The following is an 18,798-nucleotide window of genomic DNA, read 5'->3' as shown; positions in this document are numbered from 1 at the left end:
AGTCGGCATAGCTGAGAACAGAAGAACGGCGGACCTGATGGTCCGCCGTTCTTCGTCTGTCAGTGCCTCAGAGTTCGACCTGGCGGTTGACGTCCTTGTAGAGCAGGTAGCGGAAGCGCCCCGGTCCACCGGCATAGCAGGCCTGCGGGCAGAAGGCGCGCATCGAAATGAAGTCACCCTCTTGAACCTCGACCCAGTCGCCGTTGACACGGTAGACGGCCTTGCCCTCGAGCACGTAGAGGCCGTGCTCCATCTCGTGGGTCTCGGCGAAGGGAATGACCGCGCCGGGTTCGAACGTCACGATGTTCACGTGCATGTCGTAGGCCAGATTCTCCGGGTCCAGCGGGCGCGTCGTGCGCCAGCGGTTGTCGGTCCCGGGCATCGCCGCAGGCTCGACGTCGACCTCGTTGCCGAAGGCCGCCTCGGGGGTCAGACCCGCGGCGGGCTGGTAGCGCTTGCGGATCCAGTGGAAGCGAGCAGCCTCGGTGCCGGTGGACTTCGCACTCCACGTCGAACCGGCGGGCAGGAACGCGTACCCACCTGGGGTCAGCGTGTGGGTCCGGCCCTCATGGGCGATGTCGAGCTGGCCGGCCATGACGAAGATGAACCCTTCGACCTCGACCTGCGGTTCGGGCTTGTCCGCGCCGCCGCCCGGGGCGACTTCGAGGATGGTCTGCGAGAACGTCACCGCTCCCCCGGCCACCGGCTTGCTCAGCACCCACGCGCGGGTCTGGGTCCACTCGGGCAGGTTCGAGGTGACGATGTCGCGCATGACTCCGCGCGGGATGACCGTGTACGCCTCGGTGACGATCGCGCGGTCGGTGAGCAGGTCCGTCTGCGGCGGGTGTCCGCCGGTCGGAGCCCAATAGGTGTAGGGATCGGTCGTCGTCATGAGCGTGGAATCTCCTTCGAATCAGTGCGTGTGTCTGGGGTGAGCGCTGGGCTCATACGGCTGGGCCTATTCGGCTGAGCCGGTGCGGGCGATCTGCGCGAGGGTCTCGATCGACAGCTTCGTGCGGTCGACCACGAATTCCTCGGTGTGGGCCCCGCAGGAGAGTCCACGGCGCAGGTAGCGGGCCATGGCCTTCGCAGTCGCGGGCTCGTCGAGGACTGCCGAATCCTCTTTGAACACGTAGTTGCGCAGTCGTGTCGCAGCCGCCTCGGCGCCTTCGCGGTAGAAGCGGAAGGTCGCAAGGAACCGGGTCGGCAGGTGATGCGGGTGCATGTCCCAGCCCTGGTAGATTCCGCGCTTGAGATGCCTGCGGACGAGTCCGGAGTGCAGTGCCCACGCACGCTGGACATCCTCGGGCTCACCCAAGGGCAGGATGTTCGTCGACCCGTCGGACATGTGGACGCCGGTGCCGGCGACCGCGAGCAGCATCTGATTCTTCGCGAAGTCAGCCACCGGATGGTCCATCGCCTGGTACGCCGCAGCGACTCCCATTGACGCAGAATAGTCGTAGGTTCCGTAGTGCAGCGAGGTCACGCGTCCCTCCCCGGCGTGCAGGGCCGGTGCCACCGGCACGGATCCGTCTGCGCCGAGGATGAGCTGCGGGGTCTCGACCTGCACCTCGAAAGTGATCGCGCCGGCCGGCAGACCGTGTTCGGCTTCGAGTGACTTGCACGCGAGGACCATGGCCCTGACCTGGTCGACGGTGCTGACCTTCGGCAGAGTGAGCACGAGCTGCTTGGGCAGGGAGCCGTGGGCGGCGATCACCTCGGAGATGAACAGGTCGAGGGTCCGCAGACCTCTGGCTCGGGTGTCAGCCTCCATGCATTTGAACCGGATGCCGAAGAACGCGGGGGCCGCGTCTCCGCTTAGGCCTGCGACGGCGTTGCGGGCCGCCTTGCGGACACAGTCGTCCTCGGTCTCGTCGTCGCGGTTGCCGAACCCGTCTTCGAAGTCGATCCGGAGGTCCTCGATGGGTTCGGTGGACAGCTTCCGGGCGACCGCCTCGGCGAGCATCTCAGCTTCCCGGGCGACCTGGTGCAGGTTCGGGATCGTCTGGCTGACCTGGGATCCCGCCTCCTTGCGGGTGGCGATGATGACCCGTTCAGCCAACTGCACCATGCCGCCGTTGGCCTCGACGAAATCGAAGGCCTGCTGCCCCCATTCACGGGTCACGTCGGGTGTCGACTGGTCCCCGGGGACGTAGACGGTGTGCACGGGCTGGCGCACATCGCGATCACCGGGGTAGCTCGTGGTCAGCAGCTCATCCGTGTCCGACAGGAGCGCATCGATGTCGGCCAGCGTTGATTGATCCAATTTCACGTTCTCTTTCGTCGCATTCAGTTCGCGGAAGTCTCTCGCCTGTGACCATTGTCTCTCATCCGAGGGCCGATGGTGGAAGGCCAGCCGAAGGATGGTCACAGGTCGACAGAAAGACGGCCGGCCCCTGTGTCAGGCGACCGGCCGCTGCTTCAGGACGAGACTGCTGCGACCGCAGCCGCAACCTTCTTCGCAACCTCCGGATCGAAGACGGACGGGATGACGTAGCCCGGATGGAGCTCGTCCTCGGGGATGCACGAGGCGATCGCGTCGGCTGCCGCCACCATGATCTCTTCGTTGACGTCGGTCGCCTCGGCATCGAGAAGACCACGGAAGATGCCGGGGAAGGCGAGCACGTTGTTGATCTGGTTCGGGTAGTCGCTGCGTCCGGTGGCGACGACGGCCGCGTACTTGAGCGCCTCGGCGGGGTCGACCTCGGGATCAGGGTTGGCCATCGCGAAGACGAGCGCATCCTTGTTCATCGCCTGAATGTCGCTGCCGTCGAGGACGTTGGGAGCGGAGACTCCGACGAACACGTCGGCGCCGACCACAGCCTCCTTGAGGCTGCCCTCGAAGCCCTCCGGGTTTGTGTTCTCCTGCAGCCACACCTTGTGTTCGGTGTCGACGCTCGAGTTCGGTCCGATCGCTCCCCCGCGGCCGCAGGCGATGATGTTCCTCGCTCCTGCAACCTGGAGGAGGCGGATGATCGCGTTGCCTGCCGCACCCACTCCGGAGACGACGATGCGCAGGTCCTCGAGGTTCTTGCCCACGACCTTGAGTGCGTTCTTCAGCGCCGCGAGGGTGACGATGCCCGTGCCGTGCTGGTCATCATGGAAGACCGGGATGTCGAGCTCGTCGCGCAGACGGCGCTCGATCTCGAAGCAGCGCGGTGCGGAGATGTCTTCGAGGTTGATGCCGCCGTAGGCCGGTGCGATCGCCTTGCAGATCGAGATGATCTCCTCGGTGTCCTTCGCATCGAGGGCCACGGGCCAGGCATCGACGCCGGCGAACTGCTTGAACAGAACAGCCTTGCCCTCCATCACCGGCATGGCGGCTTCGGGGCCGATGTCGCCGAGGCCCAGTACCGCGGTCCCGTCAGTGACGACGGCGACGGTGTTGCGCTTGATCGTCAGACGCCTGGCATCGGCCTTGTTCTCCGCAATGGCCTGGCACACACGGGCCACACCCGGGGTGTAGGCACGGGAGAGGTCGTCGCGGTTGCGCAACGGGACCTTGGGCGTGGATTCGAGCTTCCCGCCGAGGTGGAGCAGGAAGGTCCGGTCGGAGACTTTCTTGACCTCGACGCCATCGAGTTTGCCCACCGCCGCTGCGACTTCGTCAGCGTGGTCGACGCCGCGCGTATCGGCACTGACGTCGATGATGACGGTGTGCGGGGTGGATTCGACGACGTCGAGTGCCGTAATCGCAGCGCCTGTCGCTGCGGCGGCGGCCACGAGGTCGAACGTCGATGTCCGATCCACTGCAGCAGCCACTCGAAGAGTGATTGAGTATCCGGGGCTTGGAGCAGCCATGAAAGATATCCTCCCTGATAGATCTTTTCCGTATCACGGATCCTATATTCTGTATTGTGGAATATCTACTTGAGATTCACTCCAGTGGAAACTTTCTTCCATTTCAGGACTAGACTGAGCGGTAGCTTCACTGAGCGAAGAACGTCGAATTTCCACGACGCCCACGGCTCATCGGCTGCGATGGACAGTCGGGACCGAGACACTCTGCGTCGATGTTGACGCTCGCGAAGTTCACGACTTGAGGAAGAGGAAAAGGGATGACCAGCAACGAGACGAAGGCCCCAGCAATCCGGCAGACGAAGGGCGGCGTCCAGTCCGTCGAGCGCGCCTTCGGGCTTCTCGAGTGCATCGCCAACTCCTCCGGGTCGGCCACACTGAGTCATATCGCCGCCGAGGTGAGCCTCCCGCTCCCGACGATCCATCGTCTGCTCAACACCTTGGTCAACCTCGGAGTGGTCAGGCAGCTGCCCAACCGCGGCTATGCGCTGGGGCCGGGACTCGTCCGGCTGGGCAACCTGGCCGGCGAGCAGCTGGGTGCGATCGCGCGCCCGTATCTGCGTACCCTCGTCCAGGAACTCGGGGAATCGGCGAACGTCGCGACCCTCGACGGCGACATGGTCGTCTACGTCGATCAGGTCGCCTCCCAGCGGCAGATGCGCATGTTCACCGAGGTGGGACGCCGTACCCATATGCACGACACCGGCGTGGGCAAGGCGATCCTCGCCGGACTCGATCCCGAGCATGTGCGCCACATCGTGACCACGGCGGGAATGCCGACGCCGACCGAATACAGCATCGCCACCGTCGAGGAGCTCGAAGCCGAGCTCGTGCGCATCCGCGAGCGCGGGTATTCGATCGACGAGCAGGAGCAGGAGTTGGGCGTGCGCTGCTTCGCAATGTCGATCCCCAATGCCCCCGCCCCCCTGGCGATCTCGGTCTCGGGACCGATCAGCCGAGTCGACCAGGCCTTCGCCGATCGTGCGATCCCGCTGCTCAAGTCCGCCGCCGAGGCGATCTCGGCAGACATGCGCGGAACGGCGTAGCTCACACCCGCAGCAGCCTCCGCAACAGCAACGAAGAGCGGCCCTGGAGCGTGTGCTCCAGGGCCGCTTTTTCGCGATTGCTCAGGAATCGCCTCCGGCGGTGCCTGAGGTTCCCGCGTTGACCTCGTTCAGGCGGTACTTCTTGGCCGCCTCGACGGGCACCGAACGCTCGATCTCGCCACGATCGGCGAGCAGCTGCAGAGTGCGCACGACCATTGAGTGAGCGTCGATCTTAAAGTGGCGCCTGGCCGCAGCCCTCGTGTCCGAGAAGCCGAAGCCGTCGGCCCCGAGCGTCGCGAAGTCCTGCTTGAGGAACGGACGGATGAGGTCGGGCTGAGTCGAGTCGAAGTCGCTGGTCGCGACGATCGGCCCGGCCTCGGCACCCAGACGCTCACGCACATAGGGCACGCGCGGCTCGGCCTCGAACTTCTCGAGACGATCGGCCTCACAGGCCAGGGCATCACGGCGCAGCTCGGCCCACGACGTGACCGACCAGACGGCCGCATCCACGCCCCACTCCTGAGCCAGCAGCCCACGAGCCTCCAACGCCCATGGGACTGCAACCCCGGACGCGAGCAGCTGAGCCTGCGGGCGGTTCCCGGCCCCCGCCTCGGCGCCGGATTCATCCGCACCAGCGGTGCCGGCTTCTGCGACGCGATGGATTCCGCGCAGGATCCCATCGACGTCGACATCCTCGGGCTCCGGCGGCTGGAGCATCGGCTCGTTGTACACGGTCAGGTAGTACATGACGTTGCGCGCATCGTCGCCGAGGTCGTGCTCGCCGTACATGCGGTGCAGGCCGTCGCGCATGATGTGGCCGATCTCGTAGCCGTAGGCCGGGTCGTAGATCCGCACAGCCGGGTTGGTCGCAGCCAGGACCGGCGAATGGCCGTCGGCGTGCTGCAGACCCTCACCGGTCAACGTTGTGCGCCCGGCGGTGGCGCCGATGATGAACCCGCGGGTCATCTGGTCGCCGGCTGCCCAGAAGGCATCGCCGGTGCGTTGGAACCCGAACATCGAGTAGAACACGTAGATCGGGATCATCGGCTCGCCGTGCGTCGAATACGAGGTTCCGGCGGCGGTGAATCCCGCTGCCGCACCGGCTTCGTTGATGCCGACGTGGAGCAGCTGGCCGTTGGTCGCCTCCTTGTAGGAGAGGAACAATTCACGGTCGACGGCGAGGTAGTTCTGCCCGTTCGGGTTGTAGATCTTCGCGGTCGGGAAGAACGCGTCGATGCCGAAGGTCCGCGCCTCATCGGGGATGATGGGCACGATCCGGTTGCCGATGCCCTTCTCCCGCATGAGGTCCTTGAGCAGACGGACGAAGGCCATCGTCGTCGCAGCCTGCTGGTGGCCCGAGCCCTTCTTGGTCTGCGAGAAGGCCTTGTCGCTGACTGCGGGAAGCGTCTTCTTGCTGTTCTCCGGCTTCCGGTTGGGCAGGAACCCTCCCAGCTTGGACCGCTTCTCGAGCATGTACTGGATCTCTTCGGCGTCGTTGCCCGGGTGGTAGTAGGGCACCGCGTAGGGATCCTCGTCGATGACCTTGTCGGTGATCGGGATGTCCATCCGGTCGCGGAAGGCCTTGACGTCGGCAGCAGTGAACTTCTTCATCTGGTGTGTGGCGTTGCGCGACTCGAAGGTCGTGCCCAGACCGTAGCCCTTGACGGTCTGGACGAGGATCACGGTCGGCTTGCCGGTCATGTTCACTGCCTGCTCGTAGGCCGCGTAGACCTTGTGGTAGTCGTGGCCGCCGCGCTTGAGGTTCCAGATGTCGTCGTCGGACAGGTGCTCGACGAGGCTCTTCGTCACGGGTGAGCGGCCGAAGAAGTTGTCGCGGATGAACCCGCCGGACTCGGCCTTGAAGGTCTGGTAGTCGCCGTCGAGGGTCTCGTTCATGATTCGGACGAGTTCGCCGGTGCGGTCGGCTTCGAGCAGGGAGTCCCATTCGCGGCCCCACAGGACCTTGATGACGTTCCAGCCGGCGCCGGTGAAGACCGCTTCGAGCTCCTGGACGATCTTGCCGTTGCCGCGGACCGGGCCGTCGAGGCGCTGGAGGTTGCAGTTGATGACGTAGGTGAGGTTGTCGAGTCCTTCGTTGGCCGCCAGCTGCAGGGCGCCGCGTGATTCGGGCTCGTCCATCTCACCGTCGCCGAGGAACGCCCAGACCCGCTGGTCGGACGTGTCCTTGATGCCGCGGTTGTGCAGGTACCGGTTCATCTGCGCCTGGTAGATCGAGTTGATCGGCCCCAGACCCATCGACACGGTCGGGAACTGCCAGAACTCGGGCATCAGCCTCGGGTGCGGGTAGGAGCTCAAACCATTGGGAGCCTTCGACGCCTCCTGTCGGAAACCGTCGAGCTGCTTCTCGTTCAGTCGGTTCTCGAGGAAGGCGCGGGCGTACATGCCGGGTGAGGCGTGGCCCTGGAAGAAGACCTGGTCACCGCCGCCGGCGTGGTCCTGGCCGCGGAAGAAGTTGTTGAACCCGATCTCGTAGAGAGTCGCAGCACCGGCGTAGGTCGAGATGTGACCGCCGACAGATATCTCGGGGCGCTGAGCACGATGGACGAGCATCGCGGCATTCCAGCGCAGCCATTTGCGGTACTTGCGCTCGAGTCGTTCGTCGCCGGGATAGACCGGTTCCTGGTCTGCCGGGATCGTGTTGACGTAGTCGGTGGTGGTGACTTTGGGCTGGGCCACGGAGTTCGACGCTGCGCGACGACGCAGTGCCTCCATGATCTCGCTCGCGCGCATGGTGCCGCGTTCGCTGACGAGCCCCTCCCAGGACTCGAGCCATTCGTCGACCTCTTCATCTCCAGTGCCTCTCGGGATCGCCGAGGTGGTGCTGAAGTTCTCACCGGGCTGTGATGACAGTTCGGTCATAGTTGTCCCTCTCATACGAGTCGGGTCCACGGGAGGTGTTCCCATGGACCCGACTGCGATTCATATCAGCAGAAGCCAGCGATCTGAGCCCAGGCTTCTTTGTTCTCGTCGACACCGTCGCGGGTGAAGGTGGCTTCGATCAGACCGTAGGGCCGATCGGCGACGATCATGACTTCGTTCGGGTTCTCCAGACCGAAGCGCTCGATGTCGTAGAGGAAGTGGTGCTTGTTGGGGCAGGAGAAGCGGATCTCATCGATCTCCGGCACAGCTTCGATGACCTTCTCACCCATCTGGTACAGGGTGTGCTGAAGAGCATGCGAGAAGTGGTCGGTGAACGAGTCGAGGATGATCTCCTTGACCTGTCGGTAGGTCGCCTCGAAGTCGAGGTCCTTGGTGTTGTAGATCCAACGGGTTGCGATGTCGGTCGCAAGGATGCGGTCCTCGGTCTCCGGCAGGGTCGTGTACTTGTCCTTCGGATAGCCGACGAATCCCGACTCGGTGGTCTTGAGCACGGTGAGTCCGTAGAAGCCCGAGATCAGGGTGTCTTTGTCGCCGTCGCGCGTGAAGACCGTGGTGCGGGTCTCCGGCGCTGACTTGTAGAACGAGTGCTTGTGGTCGTTGATGCGGCTCCAACCGTATTCCTCGGCGGCCCAGCGTCCGCCGGTGACCCAGTCGAAGCTGGTGGTGAAGTGGTCGGCGAGGCCGATGAGGAACTGCTCGGGCGACGTCACGCCGAGCTCCTTGGCCTTCGCGAAGACCGTGTTCTTCTGGGTGTCGGTGGCCACGACATGCTCGTTGTTGCCATCGGTGTGGGCCGTTTCGAAGTCGCCCCACAGCTGCGAGGTGACATTGAGGTCGCGGATCTCGTGACGGTCGGTGTCACGGTAGACCCTCATCAACCGGTTCTCCGCCTTGCCGTACTGATTCGTTGTCAGTCTTACCTTGCTCATCTTCTTGCTCCTGTTGCGCTGTCAGCGGTCGGACCGCCTCGGCGAGCGAAGTACCGCAGGTGCGGTGTCTAACCGATCCGACGGAATCGTCGACCGGCGCCGAGGTGGTCGTGACCACTGTGACCAATTTGATTAGCGAGGTTGCCGGCTTCTGTCTCCGGCGAACTTCGGCGGTTTGTTGAGGATCTCGATCCTACAGGGGGCCTGCTTCCCCTGATATTCGTGGGTGCTGCTGGAGGTGCGGGCTGCTCAGCTGCCGCGGTACGTGCTGTAGGCGAAGGGGCTGAGCAGCAGCGGCACGTGGTAGTGGGCTTCGCCGGCTTTGACGCTGAAGTCGATCGACACTTGAGGGTGGAAGTGATCCTGCCCCTGGGCGTCGAAGTAGGCGCCGGTACCGAATACGATCCGATAATCGCCCGGCTCAAGGTTCTCCGGTCCGAATTCCGAGACGCGGCCGTTGCCGTCCGTGCGGGAGTTCGCGAGCACCTCGGCCCCGGCGAGCAGAGTGACCTCGAGGTCAGCGGCCGGGGTGCCCAGTGTGGAGTCGAGAGCGTGTGCGGAGATGAAGCTCATGCAAGTATTCCTTCGAGGCGGAGGACGGCGATCTGGATCAGCTGCTCGCCGACTTCGGCGAGTTCCTGAGTGTCGGTGTTGCTCATGCGGCGTTCGAGTTCGGCAAGGATCTCGTCGGGGGTGCGACCTGCGGCGCGGATCAGGAAGACGCGGTCGAAGCGCTCCTCGTAAGCGGCGTTGCCGGCGGCGAGTCGGGCCTGGACGCTGCCGTCGAGATCACCCAGGCTCGCCTGTTCGCGGGAGGAATGAGCCGCCTCGGCGGAGGAGCCTTCGGCCTTTTCACCGATCCGGGGGTGGTGGGACATCGCCTGCGCGATCTCATCGTCACTGAGGGGATTCGCGCTCGAATGAGCAGCCTCGAGAGCCGATTCCACGGTCGAGAACGGCCTGGCGTCGACGACTCCGTCGATCCAGCGATCGACGTCCAGGCACGGGCGCAGAGCCTCGCGGGCCTCGTCTGTGGAGTACCGATTGAACGCGTCCAGGTCCACATTGACCTCCTCGGGAATCGGGGTGCGACGGCGGTTTCGCATCGTTTCGCATCTCGGAATGTTATTTCCGTTTCGTAGATCCGAGTGTGGCGCGAGGGTGATCTGATGTCAAATCCGAGCCGGGGACGCGGGTGGGGCCGGGCGATACGAGCAGGGCCGGGCAAAACGGACCAGGCCGGGCATCGCTTGATTTGGAAACTTTATTCCACATAACGGATAATAGGCGTGCAGTGAGGTTTCGCTCACGCCCCTGGGGTGCGGGCGCGGTCCGACTGCTGAGCACACCGCCACGGAATTCACGACGATGAGGTTGAATGACGTCATGAGCAGGGAAGCTTCGACACTCACACCCACCATTGTCTGCGCGCCCGATTCCTTCAAGGGGTCAGCTGGCGCCTCCGAGGCCGCCGCCGCCCTGGCCCGCGGCGCCCGGCAGGCATTCCCGCACGCGCACATCACCGATCTGCCCTTCGCCGACGGGGGCGAGGGCACCCTCGACGCTCTGCTCGCCGTCTGGGGCACACCCGCACGCACCGTCGAAGTCGTCGATGCCATCGGCCGCCCGGCCACCGCGCGCTTCGGCCTGTCCGCCGATGGAAAGACCGCAGTCATCGAGGCGGCCCAGGCCAACGGCCTCCCCCAGGTCTCCGACGTCGACCTCCAACCCGAGCGCGCCGACACCTACGGCGTCGGCCTCATCGCCCGTCAGGTACTCGCACTCGGCGTCGAAGAGATCCTCCTGTGCATCGGCGGATCGGCGAGCACGGACGGCGGCGTCGGCATCGTCTCCGCACTCGGCGCCACCTTCACCGATGGCTCCGGTGAACCGATCGCCCCGGGCGGCGGTGGCCTGTCGGCCCTTGCCTCCGTCGACACGACGAACCTCGACCCTCGCGCCCTCGATGTCCGCTGGCGCATCGCCGTCGACGTCGACAATCCGCTCACCGGCCCCCACGGTGCGGCTGCGGTGTTCGGCCCTCAGAAGGGCGCGACCCCGGAGTCCGTGGCTGTTCTCGATTCCGGGCTGGCCCACCTCGCCGAGGTGCTCGCCAGCTCCGGCGAGACTTCCGCCGAGACCCTGGCCGCAACGCCCGGGTTCGGTGCAGCCGGCGGGATCCCGATGGCCCTGACCGCACTTCTGGGCGCCGAGGTGGTGCCCGGGTCCAGCATGGTCGCCGAGGCGGTGGGGCTGACCGACGCCCTCGCCGGAGCCGACATCGTCCTGACCGGCGAAGGCTCCTTCGATTCCCAGTCCCTCGGCGGCAAGGTCGTCGCGGCCGTCCGGGACCACGCCCCCGCCTCGGCGAGTATCGTCGTCATTGCAGGACGCGTCGCGCTCACCCCGGCGGAGTGCCGCGCTGCCGGGATCACTGCAGCACTGTCGATCGCGCCGGGCCCGGCCGAGCTATCGGAGCTCTCCGACCAAGCCGAGGAGCTCATCGAGTCCGCAGCCGCCCACGCCTGCGCACTGCTGGCTGCGGGATCGACGTCCTCGCCCGCGCTGCAGAACTGAACACCCACCCACAGTCAGTCACCTCGACCAATCGACCAGCTCAGCTGAGCGACGCAGTGCAACACCAACGAAGCGCAGCACAACACCAACGCAACACAGCGCAACACCAACGCAACACCAACGAAAGGAACCAGCATGACAACTGAACTCAAAGTCGGACAGGACGCTCCGGATTTCTCCTTGGCCGACGCAGACGGCACGACCTATTCGAAGTCGGACTTCGCCGGCAAGAAGGTCATCCTCTACTTCTACCCGAAGGCTGCGACGCCGGGCTGCACGACCGAGGCCTGCGACTTCCGCGACAACCTCTCTTCGCTGGCCAACGCCGGATTCCAGGTGCTCGGAGTCTCCCCCGACGAGGCTGAGGCGCTCAAGGCTTTTGCCGCAGACGAAGGCCTGACCTTCCCGCTGCTCTCGGATCCGGGCGCTGAGCTCGCGAAGACCTACGGCTCGTTCGGCGAGAAGACAGTCAACGGCAAGACCCTCGAGGGCACGCTGCGCTCGACGTTCGTCATCGACGAGGACGGCAAGCTGTCCAGCGTCGAGTACAACGTCGACGCAGAAGGCCACGTCCGCCGCCTCCGCGAAAAGCTCGGCGCGTAACTCGGCGCGTAGCTCGACTCTACGAGCCCGCCGAGCCACAGCAACCTTTCGGGCGCTGAGCAACCCAAGCAACGGTTGCCCAACGCCCGAAGGGTTGCTCACTTCGACGCAAGTCGCTCTGCGGTCGCACTCAGAATGAAAGTGAACAGCTCCGACCTGAACAATTGGCGCCAGGTTAGCCTGATCACCAGATACCCGGCCGCGCTAAGTGCAGATTCCCTAAGCTTCTCCTTCTCGATCTCGCGGTTCGGATTACCTGAGCCGAGACTGTACTTGCCCAATCCGTCGACCTCGACAATGACTTTTGCCGCCTCGTGGCAGGAGTCGACTCGGCCCAGCCAGTTCATGTCGCTATCGAATATGTTCACCTGAGGGACGAAACCGCTGATGCCGAACTCGAAGAATCGAACTCCGCAGATTGATTCGGCCGCAGACTCACGCCGCTCGTCAGCGAGTTCGATAGCGGTCTCCACCTTTCGGGCGCCGTTGATCTCAGCACACTCCAGAGCACTGGACCTGACAGCATCAAGAGTCGTCGAACGACTGCGCAGGGCGTGGTCGAACATCGGCACCGCCATCTCGAGCGAGTAGTCACGAGCGACGTCAATGAGAGTCCGCTCCAATGACGTCACCGGATAGATGCCGGTGCGGGTGTGCTGACCTTCGGGGATCGATCGACGTCGGACCCGCAAGTGGGCGTAGGTGCGACTCACTGCCGGCCGCACGACCTCCACCTTCTGCGCGTTGAAGCCACTGACCGGCAGCTCATGGATGAGCGCAGCGGACAGATGGCTGAACAGCTCGCCCCCGCGGGGTGACGACTGATTCAATTGCGCTGCTTGAAGATGCTCTGCTCTCGCGCGGATGAGCACCTTGAGCCGCTCTACCCGGTCACGGATGTCGCCGAACTGAGGGAATTCGTCGCTGGAGCCGGTCTTGACTGACTCCCACAACCGGTTGTGGGCAGGGTTGGAGCACACGCGTTCGGTGACATACCGTCCTCGCGCTACGCGTTGCAGACAGCAGCCCTGCGCACGTTTCACCTCGGCACGAGAGAAGCCTAAACGCAGCAGACGTGCCGCGGTGAATTGCGTATACATGGATACTAAACTGCACCATTCCACAACAAACTGCAACAAGAAACTTAAAACTGTGGATAACCCTGTGGGTAACCCTGTGTATAGAAACCACCCACCCGGAAACCCTGCGGCCGTATGGCTACCCGAACGTTGGCAGCAAAACGAGCGAGCAACCTTTCGGGCGTCGAGCAACCCGTCTAATGGTTGCTGGACGCCCGAAAGGTTGCTGTGGCGTCGGATGCGATGAGCGACGGCGGGGAGGCTGAGGTGCGGGCGCCTGTCAGCGGGCGCGGAGGAGGTGGCCCTGCGGCTCGGAGAAGTCCACGGGAGCGCCGCGGAGGATGGTCTGCTTGACCTCGCCGCGGACCGTGCGTGCATCGTAGGCGCTGATCTGGTTACGGTGATAGAGCTCTGTCGCGTGGACGGTCCACTCCGCATCGGGGGCGAAGAGAGCGAAGTCCGCGTCGTTGCCGACGGCGATGGAGCCCTTGTTCTCCACGCGAGCCACGGCCGCCGGCGCCGATGACATCCAGGAGACCACATCGGCGAGGGCGATTCCGCGCTTCGCAGCCTCGGTCCACACGAGGGGAAGGCCCAGCTGCAGCGAGGAGATTCCGCCCCATGCTGCACCGAAGTCACCGGTGTCGAGGAGCTTCAGCTCAGCCGTCGACGGCGAGTGGTCGGAGACGATGCAGTCGATGGTCCCGTCGATGAGCCCCTGCCACAGCGCCTCACGGTTGGACTCCTCACGGATGGGCGGGCAGCACTTGTGCGTGGTCGCCCCATCCGGGATCTCCTCGGCGGTGAACACGAGGTAGTGCGGGCATGTCTCGACCGTGAGCTTGATGCCCTCAGCCTTGGCAGCAGCGATCTGGGGCAGCGCGTCAGCCGAAGACAGATGGAGGATGTGGGCGCGGGCACCTGTCTCCCGGGCGGCGTCGATGACTCGGGCGATCGCGACGTTCTCGGCCTCGCGCGGACGGGAGGCGAGGAAGTCGCTGAACTTGCGGCCCGAGTTCTTCGGCGCCCCCGCCATGACCGAGTGGTCCTCGGCGTGAACGATGAGCAGACCGTCGTACTTCGCAAGCTCGGCCAGGTCCGCGCGCAGTTCCTCGGGCTCGAGCGGCGGGAATTCGTCGACACCTGAGTCCTCAAGGAAGCACTTGAATCCGTAGACTCCGGCGTCATAGAGGGGCTTGAGGTCGCCGGTGTTGCCGGGGATCGCACCGCCCCAGAAGCCGACGTCGATGAAGGCCTTCGAGGCAGCGACCTCGCGTTTGATGTCAAGGGATTCGACGTTGACCGTCGGCGGCAGGGAGTTGAGCGGCATGTCGACGATCGCCGTCACGCCGCCGGCCGCGGCCGCGCGGGTGGCGCTGGCGAAGCCCTCCCATTCGCTGCGACCGGGATCGTTGACGTGCACGTGGGAATCGACGAGTCCCGGCAGAAGGACCTGGGACGCGTCGACGTCGATGACCTTCGCATCCGCCGAGGCGGTCCCGCTCAGTTCCGCTCCCCCGGTGGCAACTTCGACGATCGTCCCGCCGCTCACGCCGACCTGCACTGCACTCTCACCTTCGGGCAGGATCGCCCGATCAGCGCGGATGATGAGGTCGAATTCATTCGCCGAGGCGGAATCTCGAGGTGATGGGGCGGATGCATCGGTGGAGGTGGGCTCTGAGGCCTGATTGGCATTCATGGATACTCCTTCGTGTCCGTTGCTGCCAGTTCGTACCCGGTCGATGACAGCGGATGATTCGACCGGCACAATCGGTGTCTGGCTTTCGGTTCAAGTCTAGTCGTCGATACCCTATTTTCGGTATACCATCGCCCGATATCTCTCTTCGAATCTGCCGAGTAGGCAGCTGGGAACAGCGCAGCGCGTGTTCACGCGGGCGTCAGCACCAACGACGAGGAGCCCGGTCACCGGAGGTAACCACCCTCCGGCGACCGGGCTCCTCTCTGACTCGCTCACCGGGTCACTTTTCTGACTCGCTCACCGGGTCACTTCGCGGCGACGAGCTCGTCCATCGGCGTCAGCGCGGTGGGCGCGTCTGCCGGAGTCTGGGCGAGAACCTCGAACTCGTTGATGCTGTCGAGCGCGGCGCCCATCGAGATGTTCGTGACCCGCTCGAGGATGACCTCGACGACGACCGGAACCTGGTGCTCGCTCATGAGCTCCTGCGCCACGCGCAGCCCCTCACCGATGAGCTCCGGATCTTCGACGCGCAGCGCCTTGCAGCCCAAGCCCAGAGCCACGGCCACGTGGTCGACGCCGTAACCGGCAGCGGCACCTGAGGAATTGATGTTGTCGAAGGCCAGCGACACTTGGTAATCCATGTCGAATCCGCGCTGCGACTGACGAATCAGACCCAGGTAGGAGTTGTTGACGACGACGTGGAGATACGGGATCTTGTGCTGGGCACCGACGGCCAGCTCTTCGATCATGAACTGGAAGTCGTAGTCGCCGGAGAGCGCAACGACGGTCTCACCCGGCTTGCCCTTGGCCACACCCAGCGCTGCCGGTCCGGTCCAGCCCAGCGGTCCCGCCTGGCCGGCGTTGATCCAGTGGCGAGGGCGGTAGACGTGAAGCATCTGCGCACCGGCGATCTGGCTCAGCCCGATCGTCGACACATAGGTGACGTCCTGACCGAAAGCCGAGTTCATCTCCTGATAGACCCGCTGCGGCTTGATCGGCACATCCGTGTAGTTGGTCTTGCGGTGTTCGGAGCCCTTGCGCTTCGTGCACTCGTTCGCCCAGTCGGTGAAGTCAGGCAGGCTCCCGCCCGCAACACCAGCACCTGCGCTCCGACTGCGAGCCGCGCTCAGCAGCGCGTCGAGGGCGGCGCCAGCATCGGAGACGACACCGTAGTCGGGTGAGAACACGCGCCCGATCTGCGTCGGCTCGATGTCGATGTGGACGAACTTCCGTCCTGCCCGATACACCGAGAGGTCCCCGGTGTGGCGGTTGGCCCAGCGGTTGCCGAGCCCGATGACCAGGTCTGATTCGAGGAACGAGGCATTGCCGTAGCGCACGTGCGTCTGGATGCCGACCATGCCCGCCTGCAGCGGGTGATCGTCGGGGATCGTGCCCCAGCCCATCAGGGTCGGCGAGACCGGGATCGAGGTCAGTTCGGCGAATTCGACGAGCCGATCAGCAGCATCGGCGTTGAGGATTCCGCCGCCGGCGATGATGAGCGGGTGCTTCGCCTCCGCGATGAGATCGAGGATCTTCTCCGCCTGCGCCGAGGTGGCCGCAGGCTTCGCGGGCACGAGCGGTTCGTAGGTTTCGATGTCGAACTCGATCTCGGTCTGCTGCACGTCGATCGGCAGGTCGATGAGGACCGGTCCGGGACGGCCCGAGCGCATGAGCTGGAACGCCGACTGGAAGACGCCTGGCACCTGGCCGGCCTCGAGCACGGTCTTGGCCATCTTGGTCACGGGCTTGGCGATCGAGGCGATGTCGACGGCCTGGAAGTCCTCTTTGTCGAGCACGGCGACCGGGGCCTGGCCGGTGATGCACAGGATCGGTTGTGAGTCCGCGGCGGCCGCGTAGAGCCCGGTGATCATGTCGGTGCCGGCCGGGCCCGAAGTACCCAGGCACACGCCGATGTTGCCGGCCGCGGCTCGCGTGTAGCCGTCGGCCATGTGCGAGGCACCTTCGACGTGGCGGGCCAGTGTGTGGTTGATTCCGCCGTGCGACCTCATCGCCGAGTACAGCGGGTTGATGGCCGCTCCCGGCAGCCCGAATGTCTGGGTGGCGCCTTCCTTTTCGAGGATGAGCACCACCGCTTCTACTGCGCGCATACGTGTCATTGTTCTTCCTTCGTGTCAGTGGCCCGGATTCGAGTCGACCGAGCTCGTGAGCCGGCGTCGACTCTGTCGCCGAGGCGGTGGTTCAGCTCTGGTTCTTGCCCGAGAGCGCTTCGACGACGGTGAGGAGACCCGAGTGGTCGAGTCCACCGTTGCCCTGCTGGACGGTCGAGGCCACGAGCTGCGCGACGGCCGAGCCGAGCGGGATGGCGACGCCGGCCTCACGAGCGGCGGCGGTGACGATGCCCATGTCCTTGTGGTGCAGGGCCAGGCGGAAGCCGGGCTCGAAGGAGCGGTCAAGCATCTTCTGGCCCTTCTGGTCGAGAACCTTGGATCCGGCGAGTCCGCCGCCGAGGACCTGGAGCGCCGAGGTGGTCTCGACTCCGTAGGCCTCAAGGAAGACGACGGCCTCTGCGAGGAGTTCGATGTTGCCGGCGACAATGAGCTGGTTCGCGGCCTTCACGGTCTGACCCGAGCCGGAAGGCCCGACGAGGACGATGGTTGTGCCGATGGCGGCGAAGACATCGGAGACCGCATCGAAGTCCGCCTGTTCCCCTCCGACCATGATCGACAGCGCACCGTTGATCGCGCCGGCTTCGCCCCCGGAGACCGGGGCGTCAAGGGGCTTGAGGCCCCTCTGGGCCGCCTGTGCGGAGAGATTCTTGGCGACGTCGGGGCGGATCGTCGAGTTGTCGATCCAATAGGCGCCGGACTTCGCGTGGGCGAGGATGCCGTCCTCGCGGGTCAGGACGTCTTCGACGTCGGGCGAGTCCGGGACCATCGTGATGATGACATCGGCACCGTCGACCGCCTCGGCGATGGTGCCTGCGGCCTGACCGCCCGCAGCGGCGAGATCCTGGGCCTTCTGCGGTGAACGGTTGTAGCCGCGGACGGTGAAGCCGGCGTTGACGAGGTTCTTGGCCATCGGCAGGCCCATGATGCCGAGTCCGATGAATGCGATTGTCGTGCTCATGTTCGAAATCCTTACTCAAGTGTTGGTCGCAGCGAATGCTCAGCGGGGGTGGTTGAAGCGAGTGCTCAACGGGCTGGAGGAGCTCAGTTGCCGAGCCAGGCAAATGCGGTCTCGCGGTCTTGCTTGAATTCGAGGGCGACCGAGCCCGTATAGCCGAGCTCGTAGGAGCGTTCGATCCAGTTCTTCAGCGGCAGCGAGCCGGTTCCCGGTGCTCCGCGACCTTCGGCGTCAGCGATCTGGATGTGGCCAAACGAGGCGGCGTCGGCTTCGATGACCGCCGCGACGTCGTCGCCGTTGACGGACATGTGGAAGAAGTCGGCGAGGACGGCGATGTTGTCGATGCCCTGGGCACGGACCTTCGCGACCACCTCGGCGGCATCGCCTGCCTTCTTCAGCGGGTAGGCGTCGGCTCCGGAGACCGGTTCGACGAGGACGGTTCCGCCGATCTCAGCGACACTGTCTGCGGCGAGCTTGAGGTTGGCCACGGCCACGTCGTCCTGTTCCTCAGCAGTCTGTCCTTCGGTGCGCAGTCCGTAGAGGGCGTTGAAGGCGCGGCAGCCGGTGCGGCGTCCGATCTCCTTGACGATCTCGACGTTGGCGGCGAAGTCCGCCTCGGCACCGGTGATCGAGACCATGCCGCGGTCGCCGTCGGCCATGCTGCCCGCCCAGAAATTGAGGCCCTTGAGTTCGACCCCTGCGTTATCGAGGGCGGCGACGAATTCGTCAACCTCCGCCGAGGTGGGGGTCGGGTCCCCGTCGAAGGGCCACCAGAACTCGACCCGGGTGAAGCCGGCGTCCTTGGCGGCCTGAGCGCGCTCCATCACCGGCAGTTCGGTGAGCAGGGTGGAGCAGTTGAGGACGTAGCTGTCTGCCTTGGTGAAATCGAATGTCGCCATGGGAGTCTCCTTCGCGTCTCTGCGAGTCTCAGCTGTTGATGTTTCCGTATCATGGAAGTTTATTTCCGTTTAATGAAAACAGCATAGGCTCGGCCGATCGACGGAGTCAACCCGGTGAGGAAAATTTCCGCGCGGAGCCCTGCGTCCAGGCGCGGCCAAACAGCGAGCAACCCTTCGGGCGCT

15 protein-coding genes are annotated in these 18,798 nt (G+C 64.8%); 3 read left to right on the top strand and 12 right to left on the bottom strand.

From position 1 onward, the window contains the following. Positions 1 to 67: 67 nt before the first annotated feature. From MPN20_RS05395 to MPN20_RS05385, 3 genes are all read right to left on the bottom strand, one after another. Entirely contained in the window at positions 68 to 892 is an 825-nt protein-coding gene (locus tag MPN20_RS05395; RefSeq protein ID WP_242780283.1) for a bifunctional allantoicase/(S)-ureidoglycine aminohydrolase, read from the bottom strand. A 66-nt stretch (positions 893 to 958) separates the two neighbouring features. Then, the gene (locus MPN20_RS05390; protein WP_242780417.1) at positions 959 to 2,266 is read right to left on the bottom strand and encodes an aldolase/citrate lyase family protein; all 1,308 of its coding nucleotides are present in this window, start codon (positions 2,264 to 2,266) and stop codon (positions 959 to 961) included. A 155-nt stretch (positions 2,267 to 2,421) separates the two neighbouring features. Next, positions 2,422 to 3,801 carry an NAD-dependent malic enzyme gene (locus MPN20_RS05385; RefSeq protein ID WP_242780281.1) on the bottom strand — a complete coding sequence of 460 codons (1,380 nt, stop codon included), beginning with the start codon at positions 3,799 to 3,801 and terminating at the stop codon, positions 2,422 to 2,424. A 257-nt stretch (positions 3,802 to 4,058) separates the two neighbouring features. Here MPN20_RS05385 and MPN20_RS05380 point away from each other — a divergent pair, with 257 nt between their 5' ends. Further along, positions 4,059 to 4,844 (top strand): IclR family transcriptional regulator, encoded by a 786-nt coding sequence (locus MPN20_RS05380; RefSeq protein WP_242780279.1) that lies wholly within the window; start codon positions 4,059 to 4,061, stop codon positions 4,842 to 4,844. A gap of 81 nt (positions 4,845 to 4,925) precedes the next feature. Here MPN20_RS05380 and aceE read toward each other — a convergent pair whose 3' ends face one another. The 4 genes from aceE to uraD all read right to left on the bottom strand — a co-directional run bounded on the left by aceE (position 4,926) and on the right by uraD (position 9,738). Then, on the bottom strand, positions 4,926 to 7,724 hold the full coding sequence (gene aceE, locus MPN20_RS05375; RefSeq protein WP_242780277.1) for a pyruvate dehydrogenase (acetyl-transferring), homodimeric type: 2,799 nt from the start codon (positions 7,722 to 7,724) through the stop codon (positions 4,926 to 4,928). 65 nt (positions 7,725 to 7,789) lie between these two features. Beyond that, on the bottom strand, positions 7,790 to 8,674 hold the full coding sequence (gene pucL / locus MPN20_RS05370; RefSeq protein WP_242780275.1) for a factor-independent urate hydroxylase: 885 nt from the start codon (positions 8,672 to 8,674) through the stop codon (positions 7,790 to 7,792). Positions 8,675 to 8,923: 249 nt separating this feature from the next. After that, complete coding sequence (gene uraH, locus MPN20_RS05365; protein WP_242780273.1) at positions 8,924 to 9,247, bottom strand: hydroxyisourate hydrolase; 324 nt, start codon at positions 9,245 to 9,247, stop codon at positions 8,924 to 8,926. Further along, complete coding sequence (gene uraD / locus MPN20_RS05360) at positions 9,244 to 9,738, bottom strand: 2-oxo-4-hydroxy-4-carboxy-5-ureidoimidazoline decarboxylase (protein ID WP_242780271.1); 495 nt, start codon at positions 9,736 to 9,738, stop codon at positions 9,244 to 9,246. The genes uraH and uraD overlap by 4 nt, the downstream gene beginning before the upstream one ends. 322 nt (positions 9,739 to 10,060) lie before the next feature. Between uraD and MPN20_RS05355 the strand changes: the two genes are divergently transcribed. Next, positions 10,061 to 11,251, top strand: a complete 1,191-nt coding sequence (locus tag MPN20_RS05355; protein WP_242780269.1) for a glycerate kinase — start codon at positions 10,061 to 10,063, stop codon at positions 11,249 to 11,251. Between the two features lie 135 nt (positions 11,252 to 11,386). After that, positions 11,387 to 11,854 carry a thioredoxin-dependent thiol peroxidase gene (bcp, locus tag MPN20_RS05350; RefSeq protein ID WP_242780267.1) on the top strand — a complete coding sequence of 156 codons (468 nt, stop codon included), beginning with the start codon at positions 11,387 to 11,389 and terminating at the stop codon, positions 11,852 to 11,854. 98 nt (positions 11,855 to 11,952) lie between these two features. Here bcp and MPN20_RS05345 read toward each other — a convergent pair whose 3' ends face one another. The 5 genes from MPN20_RS05345 to MPN20_RS05325 form a co-directional block, all read right to left on the bottom strand. Beyond that, the gene (locus MPN20_RS05345; protein WP_242780265.1) at positions 11,953 to 13,125 is read right to left on the bottom strand and encodes an endonuclease domain-containing protein; all 1,173 of its coding nucleotides are present in this window, start codon (positions 13,123 to 13,125) and stop codon (positions 11,953 to 11,955) included. 88 nt (positions 13,126 to 13,213) lie between these two features. Continuing rightward, positions 13,214 to 14,632, bottom strand: a complete 1,419-nt coding sequence (gene allB, locus MPN20_RS05340; RefSeq protein WP_242780263.1) for an allantoinase AllB — start codon at positions 14,630 to 14,632, stop codon at positions 13,214 to 13,216. A 305-nt stretch (positions 14,633 to 14,937) separates the two neighbouring features. Then, positions 14,938 to 16,749 (bottom strand): glyoxylate carboligase, encoded by a 1,812-nt coding sequence (gene gcl, locus MPN20_RS05335; RefSeq protein ID WP_242780261.1) that lies wholly within the window; start codon positions 16,747 to 16,749, stop codon positions 14,938 to 14,940. Between the two features lie 82 nt (positions 16,750 to 16,831). Further along, the gene (locus MPN20_RS05330) at positions 16,832 to 17,719 is read right to left on the bottom strand and encodes a 2-hydroxy-3-oxopropionate reductase (protein WP_242780259.1); all 888 of its coding nucleotides are present in this window, start codon (positions 17,717 to 17,719) and stop codon (positions 16,832 to 16,834) included. A gap of 83 nt (positions 17,720 to 17,802) precedes the next feature. After that, positions 17,803 to 18,615 (bottom strand): TIM barrel protein, encoded by an 813-nt coding sequence (locus MPN20_RS05325; protein WP_242780257.1) that lies wholly within the window; start codon positions 18,613 to 18,615, stop codon positions 17,803 to 17,805. Positions 18,616 to 18,798: the final 183 nt, after the last annotated feature.

The organism is Brevibacterium sp. ZH18 (genome assembly GCF_022748595.1).
In the GTDB taxonomy this organism is placed as follows: Bacteria; Actinomycetota; Actinomycetes; order Actinomycetales; family Brevibacteriaceae; genus Brevibacterium.
The sequence above is the reverse complement of the archived record's forward strand: the minus strand, read 5'-3'. Positions and strand labels throughout refer to the sequence as shown.